The 8,487-nt window shown below is 62.0% G+C and carries 8 protein-coding genes and 1 tRNA gene; 3 read left to right on the top strand and 6 right to left on the bottom strand.

The annotated features are described in order from the left end of the window. The 3 genes from VGP39_RS25560 to VGP39_RS25550 all read left to right on the top strand — a co-directional run. The coding region (locus VGP39_RS25560; RefSeq protein ID WP_327570874.1) for a S16 family serine protease at positions 1–271 on the top strand (271 nt) is incomplete at its 5' end. 89 nt (positions 272–360) lie between these two features. Continuing rightward, the gene (locus VGP39_RS25555) at positions 361–765 is read left to right on the top strand and encodes a GFA family protein (RefSeq protein WP_327570873.1); all 405 of its coding nucleotides are present in this window, start codon (positions 361–363) and stop codon (positions 763–765) included. A 72-nt stretch (positions 766–837) separates the two neighbouring features. After that, a tRNA-Val gene (locus VGP39_RS25550) sits at positions 838–914 on the top strand. A 63-nt stretch (positions 915–977) separates the two neighbouring features. Here the strand turns inward: VGP39_RS25550 and VGP39_RS25545 are convergent. The 6 genes from VGP39_RS25545 to VGP39_RS25520 all read right to left on the bottom strand — a co-directional run bounded on the left by VGP39_RS25545 (position 978) and on the right by VGP39_RS25520 (position 8,399). Then, positions 978–1,943 (bottom strand): SCO family protein, encoded by a 966-nt coding sequence (locus tag VGP39_RS25545; RefSeq protein ID WP_327570872.1) that lies wholly within the window; start codon positions 1,941–1,943, stop codon positions 978–980. 65 nt (positions 1,944–2,008) lie between these two features. Next, entirely contained in the window at positions 2,009–2,305 is a 297-nt protein-coding gene (locus VGP39_RS25540; RefSeq protein WP_327570871.1) for a hypothetical protein, read from the bottom strand. Between the two features lie 29 nt (positions 2,306–2,334). After that, entirely contained in the window at positions 2,335–4,614 is a 2,280-nt protein-coding gene (locus VGP39_RS25535) for a multicopper oxidase domain-containing protein (protein WP_327570870.1), read from the bottom strand. A 422-nt stretch (positions 4,615–5,036) separates the two neighbouring features. Beyond that, the gene (locus VGP39_RS25530; protein WP_327570869.1) at positions 5,037–6,746 is read right to left on the bottom strand and encodes a DUF4166 domain-containing protein; all 1,710 of its coding nucleotides are present in this window, start codon (positions 6,744–6,746) and stop codon (positions 5,037–5,039) included. A gap of 8 nt (positions 6,747–6,754) precedes the next feature. Next, a complete protein-coding gene (gene pepT, locus VGP39_RS25525) occupies positions 6,755–8,008 on the bottom strand; it encodes a peptidase T (RefSeq protein ID WP_327570868.1) in 1,254 nt (417 codons plus the stop codon). Positions 8,009–8,099: 91 nt separating this feature from the next. After that, positions 8,100–8,399: an HU family DNA-binding protein gene (locus VGP39_RS25520; protein WP_327570867.1), complete on the bottom strand. Its 300-nt coding sequence runs from the start codon at positions 8,397–8,399 to the stop codon at positions 8,100–8,102. Positions 8,400–8,487: the final 88 nt, after the last annotated feature.

Below are 8,487 nucleotides of genomic sequence, written 5' to 3'. Positions count from 1 at the left end.
GCCGATCGGCGGCTTGAAGGAGAAGCTGCTGGCGGCCGCGCGCGGCGGCATCAAGACGGTGCTGATCCCGGAGGACAACGCCAAGGATCTCACGGAGATTTCCGATGCGATCAAGGGCGGCATGACCATCATTCCGGTCGCACGTCTCGACGACGTGATCTCCAAGGCCCTGGTGCGGGCGCCGGTGCCGATCGTCTGGGAAGAGGACACCAAGCTGCCGGTCAAGCCTGACGCCACGGATGAAGCGGCGGGCGGCCTGACGGCGCACTGAAAGAACCAACCGGACCATGATAAGACGGCGCCTTCGGGCGCCGTTTCTTTTTGGAGAAGCGGTTTCTTCTTACTGGCGGAAATCACGCAATGCACATCGATGGACAATGCCACTGCGGACGTGTGAGCTATCAGGCCGAGATCGATCCGCAGCGCGTCTCGATCTGCCACTGCACGGATTGCCAGACGCTGACCGGTTCACCCTATCGGGTCACTGGGATCTGCTCCGGCAAGAACCTCCGGATGACCGGGAAGCCGCCGAAGACTTACGCCAAGGCCGGCGACAATGGCCGCATCCGGGTCCAGCATTTCTGTCCCGATTGCGGCTCACCGCTGTTCACCAGCGGCGAGGGCGATGCGGCCGACGATTGGGGCATCCGCTGGGGCAGCATCCGCCAGCGCGACCGGCTGAAACCGGCGCGGCAAATCTGGTGCCGTTCGGCGGCGCCATGGATCGACGATCTATCGGCCTTGCCCGGCCGGCCGACCGAATGAACGTTCCCGGGGCCGATCAAAATCGTGCCGTAGCTTGCGCGACCGGCTGCAGGGGCGCTAAACAGGCGGCGAGGGCGGTTAGCTCAGCTGGTTAGAGCATCTCGTTTACACCGAGAGGGTCGGCGGTTCGAATCCGTCACCGCCTACCAGCCTTCGCTCTTACGAGCTTCGGCTTGGCAAGCCGCTGTAACAGCCGCTTCCTGTGCAAATCCTCAATGACGATGCTGATGATCGTGATGCTCGGGCATCGCGGGCCCTTTGTCTTGCTCCAGCCGCGCCGTCTCCGTCGTCAGGTACGAAACCAGATCGGCGGCGTCGCCCTGGGCGACGCCCAGCGCGGGCATCCGCACCGCGGGGAATGCCGCTGCAAGCGCGAGCGCGACTGGATCGTGTTTTGCCCGCAACGTCGCCGGATTCTGGATAAAGGATTCCAGCCAGAGCTTGTCGCGCCGGTCGGTGACGCCGCGCAGGTCAGGGCCCACCCGGTTGCCGACGCCGATAGTATGGCATGGGGCGCACATCTTCTTGAACAGGGCCTGGCCGGGCTGGCTGCCCATGGCCATGCCGGTGTTGCGCGCCGGGTTTTGATCGGGCGGGCGTATCTGGTCCCGCCACTTCGGATCCAGCGAACGGACCGTCATGGCGAGGCGATCGATATCGCCGAACACCGAATCCTTTTGCCATTCGCCGGTGGCGTCGTTGCCAAGCACGATCTCATTGCGGTGCTCGTTCAACAGCTTGCTGCGCTCGCCGAACTTGTAATTGATGGCGCGGATGTCCTCCGGCTTTCCGGTCACGAATGACCATCCGGGACCCGCGTGAAACCTTTCCGCATATTCCTTGAGCCGTTCGGGCGTGTCTCTTTCCGGATCGACGGTCATCGAAAGGATGAACACCTCGCGGCCGACCATGTCCCCCAGCTTTTCTTCCAGCTGCGCCATACGCGCCGTGGTGAGGGGGCAAATGTCGGTGCAGCTCGTATAGATGAAACTCATGATGACGATCTTGTCCTTGACCAGATCGTCGTAGAATTTCACCGGCTTTCCATGCTGCGTCGTCACGGTCAGATTGGGGATGTAGTCCGCACCCCACGGACGGTCTTGCGCCGTGCCGTCGCTGGAATTCCAGATCGCAGCGGCGGCGACCGCGGCAGCAGCCATCAAACGCAGGTATCGCATGCACGTCTCCCCCGCCTCGCGAGACCATCTCGCGAGGTACTTTGCAAATCAGGTGTCAACGCGTTTCAGAAAGTCTTGCCCGGCACGTAGGTGAATGGCTCCTCGCTGCCAAACTGTTCCGGCTTGCCCGCGGATGTTGCCGTGGGTGCTGCCTTGGCGGTGCGTGCCTGCGACCGCTGTACCGCCTCGTCAATCATCTCCGGCGTCGCAGAGGTCGGCTTCTTTTTCCCAGGCGCGGGCGCGGCGATCACGCCCTGACTGGTCGCGGTCTGGGCCGCCGCCGGCGAGGCGATCAAAGCGACGGCGAGCGTGCCGGCCGCGCCGGCGCCCAATAGATTCAGAATCGTTCTGCGGGTTCTCATTGTCTTCTCCTGCATTGGCCGTTCGCCGGTTATCTGGGGTCGCCTTCAGGCAGAATCTCCGGTGTGGTCCAGACCACGCCGTCGGGGGTCGGGTTAGGCGTCGGCGTGACCGCGGTCTGCGGCGATCCCGCCACTCCGGTCAGGAGCTGAATACGCATCAGCATGGCGAAGTCCTCATGCACCGTATTGTGACAGTGGTTGACATAGGATCCGCCGAATTCTCCGAACTGGACCTGGAACTGGACCTTTCGCTGGCCGCTGCTGCGCAATCTCCAAACATCCTTGCGGACGTTCAGTTCGGTCGCCGGAATCGCGTCGCCGCCCCGGTTCATGGTGATGCCTTCCTCGAAGTGCAGGTGGATGGGGTGGTCCCAGCCGCCGCCGCCGTTGACGTAGGTCCAGTGCTCGACTTCGCCCGGTTTGGGGATCAGCAAGGAAATCTTGTTCGCATTCATGGAATGCGCTTCCTGGCCGTTGATCTTGATGGTCCACGGGAACGTCGCGGTTTCCGCGCAGTCCGGGGTGCATTGACCGGTCTGGGGATTGCGCGAATCGCCGGTGCCGGAGCGTCCGAATTCGACCAGCCTTGTCCGCACCGGGGCGACGATCGGGATTTGCTGCGTGAGCACGGCGGGCACCTGGCTGGGGTCCGGCGCGGCCGAGGTATAAGTGAAGCCCGGAGCATCCACGCTCTGGACCGTGCTGGCGACCCGGAACTCCATCACCGCTCCGATACACGGATCGTCCGGATCGCCCGCCAACGCCTGCGCCAGAGTGAGCTCGTTGTCCGGCCCGCGCCCGTCGTCACGCATGGTTACCTGGTTCACCAGCCTGATCTTGGAGCCGACCGGGAAGGTGGAGAAGTCGACAATGATGTCGTAGCGCTCGGCGATACCCTGTTGATCCAGCGAAGTGAGTGTGATCGGGTTGACGACGAAGTTGCCGTCATTGGCGATGAACTTGAACGGCACCGCCGCTCCGTTCGGGCCGGCGAGTGCGAACTTCCAGAACCGCGACATGCAGGCATTGAGGATTCGGAAACGGTACTTGCGGGGAAGCACCTCGAAAAACGGCGCGTAGGCGAGGTTGACCAGCGGCACGTCGCCCAGGAAGCCGTCGGTGGTGAAGATATCGAAAAACAGCTGGCCGTTGGGCTTGAATGCTGCATCCGAGATGATCAGATTGACGTCGAAATCGATGTTGCCGTAATCGAGGAAGCTTCCGCTCGGCAGCCGCAGATTGACGTTGTCAGAGAGCGATTCATTGCCGCGATCGGGACCGCTGTAATAGTTCACCATCGCCATATTGCCTTTGTAGACATTCTCGGCGGTGAAGAAGAAGCGGTGATCGTGCAGCCACAAGGTCCCCTGCAGTTCGCGGAAATCGCCGGGCACGTTGACAAGACCGCCGCTACCGTTCGGGCCGGACGCCCTGGGGTCGGTCGCCAGGGTGTTGATCTTGTCGCGCCGCGCCAGCGTCGTGCTCCAGCGATAGTCGTAGAACGTGCCGGGGAAGTGATGGACGTTGGCCGCGCCATCGCTCTCCGCGCCATTATGCGCGTTGTGGAAGTGAACCTGGGTTTCGTTGACGCCGAAGCCGGAATCGTTGGCTGAGCGCAACACCTGCAAGTTGTTGTAGATGCGGGTCAGGATGGGTTCGCCATAACGGCCCTTGAACAGCGGCGGCGGCAGGCGCCCCTGCACATTCCGGCCGGTGCCGTAACTCCAGACGCTGTTCGGAAGTTGCGCCGGAAAATTGGGATGAAACCGGCTGTTGGGAGCAATCTGTCCGACCGACATCACGTAGCCGACCTTGGGGAAGAATTCGTCCCAGCGCTGATGGGCGAAGATTTCTCCCGGCGGCCGGCCTTCGATCGGCCCTCGCCCGGAAATCAGATTCTTGAATGCCGGATTAGTCGGGTTGGCGGTGAAATCGGTATGATAGGACAAGCGCTTGGCGGGCCGTTCGCCGAGCGCGGCAGGAAACACCGCATTGCCGGTTGCGACATCTTTGGTGAGCGGGATCGGGGTCTGCAGTGCCAGCCGCGGCATCGGGGTGGAGAATTTCTGCGCGCCAAAAAGCGGGCTACGCGGCGTGCCGGTCGGAACGTTGGCGAATGCGCTTGTCGCAAACGGGCTGAGGCCGTTCTTCAATGCCAGCGCACCTGTAACCGTGAATATCCCCCATTTATAAAGATCGCGTCGTGTGATCTGGCCTTGACCGAGCGCCTTGATGATCTCCGCCCGATTGTCCCGCGCGTTCTGCGCTTCACGCTGACGCGCCGCCGATGCCTTGGGTGATATATACATGTCAGCCCCTTTTCTTTTCCCGTTGCCCCGTGAAAAATCGCCACGACAAACGAGGGGTTTGCCGCGCATTGCTCCATCGCCTTTCAGCGGTGAAAGGGTTTGTCAGATCGGACGATTCGGATTTTGGCGCTTAGTGATGCATGTAACTTTTGCCGTTACTTTTACTTCTTTGTGCTCAGAAATTGCCTTCGAATTGCCACAAGAATTTACCGGTTGAACGATAAAGTCAATGCAACTTTCGAAAAAATTACAATCACGAACAGTAATGAGAATGAATTGCAACTAACGTGTCGTTCGCAGTGCAGACAAGCGCAAGTTGAAGGCGAATCCGTCGATGCCACTCGCGCTAACAGAAGGCGAGGTGGCGCTCTGCCGGTTAGAGGATTTCAGTTACGACGAGAGGGCCGGCGATTCAAAATCCATCACTGCTGCAGGGATATCTCGGCCGGCTTCAGACTTCCTTTGTAATGGACGATGGTGCCGATCAGCGGCAACGCAATCGGCACGTCGAAATGGAATTGGCCGTCCGCGTCGACGGTCTCGCTGGCATGCGAGCGCGGCCGCAAAAAGTTTGGTAGCGGGCACCCGAACATGCGAGCGCTAATGGTTCGCAATTGCAAGCCGCGCTCGCTCGCTGTCCATTGCAGGCGGATCGACAACGGACCGAGCACCTCGTCAAGCTGCTGCGTCCTGGAATCGGCGTTGCGCAGGTTCGAACGCATCGTCACGCCTGGATAGATTCGCGTCCAGGTTTCCGATCCATCGTCCTCGCTGCGCATCTCGACGCGAACGGGCATGTTCGAGCCGGACCGCGGCAGCCGGAATAGCCATGCGATCAAAGCACCCAGGACGTGGTCGGGACTTGCGGCATCTGCCTTGCCTTCGAGGACGAGAACGCCGTGCACCTCGTGCGCCTGCCGGACCGCTGGCGGCAACGCATCATAGGCGCCACCCAGCAGCCGCCGGAAAAGCGGGGCGGGCGCCGATATTTCTTGGATCTGCGTCTTGATATTGTGGTGGCCGAATTCCGCGGCGATTGCGTCGTATGGAATGAAGCCGGCGCTGGGGCCTGCACCCCGCCATTCCAGCCTGCCGGCGCCGAGCATTTTCAGCGCCGCGAGCGCGGGCATCGTTGGCACGCAAAGCCCGTCGCCGGCGTCCGCGGCCAGCGTCCACACCCGGCGCACCAATTGGCCTGCGTCATTTTCAAGAAGGACATCGACGCGCATGCCGCCGCGATCCGTGCCGAACGGCTTGAACAGGTAAGCAAGAGCGCGCAGCGGTCGGACCAATGCCGCCAGCGATTTCAGGACGCCCAGTCTCACGAGCAGACCGAGTGCGGCGACGCCCTCGTGAAGCACGCGCAGTTCCAGTCCGGCGCGAAAGATCGCATCCGCAGAGGGATGGTAGCGTTCGACGAGCAGGTCGAGGTCGGGTGTTTCGCACAGCGCGACCCTTCGGTTGCCGACGCCGGGAAGTTCGATGGTTTTATTCAGTCCCCATCCAACTTCCTCGGTCCAGCGGCCGCCGCGAAACACTGGGATCGGTCGGCCGACCATGGACAGCACCGCATGCACCGTATTCAGGCCGCGTGGCGCGCGGTTGCCGGGCGCGATGCTGACCTCGATCGTGATGACCTTGCGCGCGCCGGCGACCAGCGTATCCAGCACGGCATGCGACAGTGCAGGGGTTGAACTTGATCCCGCCAGCACGGCGACATCTGCCGCACGGGCTTCCGCATCGAGGACGCGGCTGCCGGCCACGAAGCCGCGCGCGTCGGCAAGGTCGACATAATGCAGACGCGCGCCGATCGCAGCTCGCGGCAGCCGGTAGTCGCTGGTCTGAAACGGCCCCGAGGCATCCGCCACCGCGAACAGGCCCGGCCACCGCGCGCGCAATCCCTGCAGGCCGGCCGCGTCGATGTTGGCCCGGTCGAGCGGCTCGACTGCGAACAAAGGACCGAGCCGCCGTGCCAGAGCGTCAAGACGCGCTTTGTTGCGGGCGACCCCGATCACGACGATGCCCGAACGGATCAAACCTTCGGCGAGGCGCCCGCCAAATGCGCCGGTTGCGCCAACCAGCAGAACGGTTTGGTTAGATCCACGCAAGCCCGGATCGGTATGCGTGGCCATCACGCCGCCTACGCCCGTTCTTCCCAGATCATTGCGAGGTGAACGATGGTCTGCACCGCCTTTTCCATGTCCTGCACGCTGACCCATTCGGTGCGCGAATGGAAGGCGTGTTCGCCGGCGAAGATGTTGGGGCAGGGCAGGCCCATGAACGACAGCCGCGAGCCGTCGGTGCCGCCGCGGATACTGGCCCTTTTGGGGGTGAGGCCGGCGCGGCGGATCGCTTCCATCGCGTTGTCGACGGTCTCCGGATGACGGTCGATCACCTGCTTCATGTTGCGGTACTGCTGTTTTATCTCCATCCGCCAGGACGAGTGCGGAAAATCCTTCATCACGTCCTTGACGATGGCTTCCAGCAGATCCTCTTTTTCCTTCAGGCCCTGATCGGTGAAATCGCGCACGATGAAGCCCAGCGTGGCCTTCTCCAGCGCGCCCGATATGCCGACCGGGTGCAGAAAGCCCTCCTTGCCTTCGGTGGTTTCCGGCGAACAGGTGTCTTTCGGCAGCCGCGCCACGATGGCGGACGCGATCTTGATGGCGTGCTCCATCTTGCCTTTGGCAAAGCCGGGATGGGTGCTGACGCCTTCGATCGCGAGCGTGACGCCATCGGCGGAAAAGGTTTCATCCTCGATATTTCCGGCGGTTTCGCCGTCGATCGTATAGGCGAAATCGGCGCCAAGCTTGTTCAGGTCCACCTTGTCGACGCCGCGGCCGATCTCTTCATCGGGCGTGAACAGCAGCTTGATGGTACCGTGCTTGACTTGGGGATTGCCAAGCAGGAAATGCGCCGCATCCATGATTTCGGCAAGGCCCGCCTTGTTGTCGGCCCCGAGCAGCGTAGTTCCGTCGCTGGTCACGATGTCGTTGCCGATCTGGTCCGACAGCGCGGGATTGTCGGCGAGGCGGATGACCTGGCTGGGATCGGCCGGCAGCACGATATCGCCACCGCGGTAATTCCTGACGATTTGCGGTTTGACGTCCTTGCCGGTGCAGTCCGGCGAGGTGTCCATATGCGAGCAGAAACAGATCACCGGCACGCGCTTGCCGGTATTGGCGGGGATGGTCGCATAGACATAGCCGTGCTCATCGAGATGCGAATCGCCGACGCCCATCTCCAGCAGCTCTTTGACGAGCAGGGCCCCCAAGTCCTTTTGCTTCTCGGTGGACGGGCAACTCGGCGAAGCCGGGTCCGACTGGGTGTCGATGACGACATAGCGCAGCAAGCGCTCGGTGACACCGTGGGTAAACTTCAGAGCTGGGGTCACAGTCGATCACCGTACAAAAACAAACGTCATCCCGGTGCTACCTAGGCGGTGCCCCGGGATGACGCAATGTCTCGATAGGAAACCCGTCGGATCAGACGGCTTCCTTCAGCTCCTTGGCGGCGCGGAAGGCGACCTTCTTGCTGGCCTTGATGTGGATTGCTTCGCCGGTGGCGGGATTGCGGCCCATGCGGGCGGCGCGCTTGCGCACCTGGAGGATGCCGAGGCCGACAATACGGATGCGCTCGCCCTTCTTCAGGTGCTTGGTGATGCGACCAACCAGATCGTTCATGATGGCTTCGGTCTGCTTCTTCGACAGCTCGTGCTCCTCCGACAGCGCTGCTGCGAGATGCTTGAGCGTGACGGTGGTCGGGGTCGCTGCTTTCTTCGCCATATTTGGCCCTCCTCGTTGTTGATGGCTTAGGAACCTAAGACATAGCAGGCCTTAAATGATTCGGGGGGGCGCTGACTACGCTGTTTTG

Origin of the sequence: Bradyrhizobium sp. (genome assembly GCF_036009065.1) — a bacterium.
Lineage (GTDB): Bacteria > Pseudomonadota > Alphaproteobacteria > Rhizobiales > Xanthobacteraceae > Bradyrhizobium.
The sequence above is the reverse complement of the archived record's forward strand: the minus strand, read 5'-3'. Positions and strand labels throughout refer to the sequence as shown.

Excerpts from the sequence above, each read along its gene's own strand:
- VGP39_RS25535 (WP_327570870.1), bottom strand. The coding sequence starts at position 4,614 with ATGTATATATCACCCAAGGCATCGGCGGCGCGTCAGCGTGAAGCGCAG.
- VGP39_RS25545 (WP_327570872.1), bottom strand. The coding sequence starts at position 1,943 with ATGCGATACCTGCGTTTGATGGCTGCTGCCGCGGTCGCCGCCGCTGCG.
- VGP39_RS25540 (WP_327570871.1), bottom strand. The coding sequence starts at position 2,305 with ATGAGAACCCGCAGAACGATTCTGAATCTATTGGGCGCCGGCGCGGCC.
- VGP39_RS25530 (WP_327570869.1), bottom strand. The coding sequence starts at position 6,746 with ATGGCCACGCATACCGATCCGGGCTTGCGTGGATCTAACCAAACCGTT.
- VGP39_RS25555 (WP_327570873.1), top strand. The coding sequence starts at position 361 with ATGCACATCGATGGACAATGCCACTGCGGACGTGTGAGCTATCAGGCC.
- VGP39_RS25520 (WP_327570867.1), bottom strand. The coding sequence starts at position 8,399 with ATGGCGAAGAAAGCAGCGACCCCGACCACCGTCACGCTCAAGCATCTC.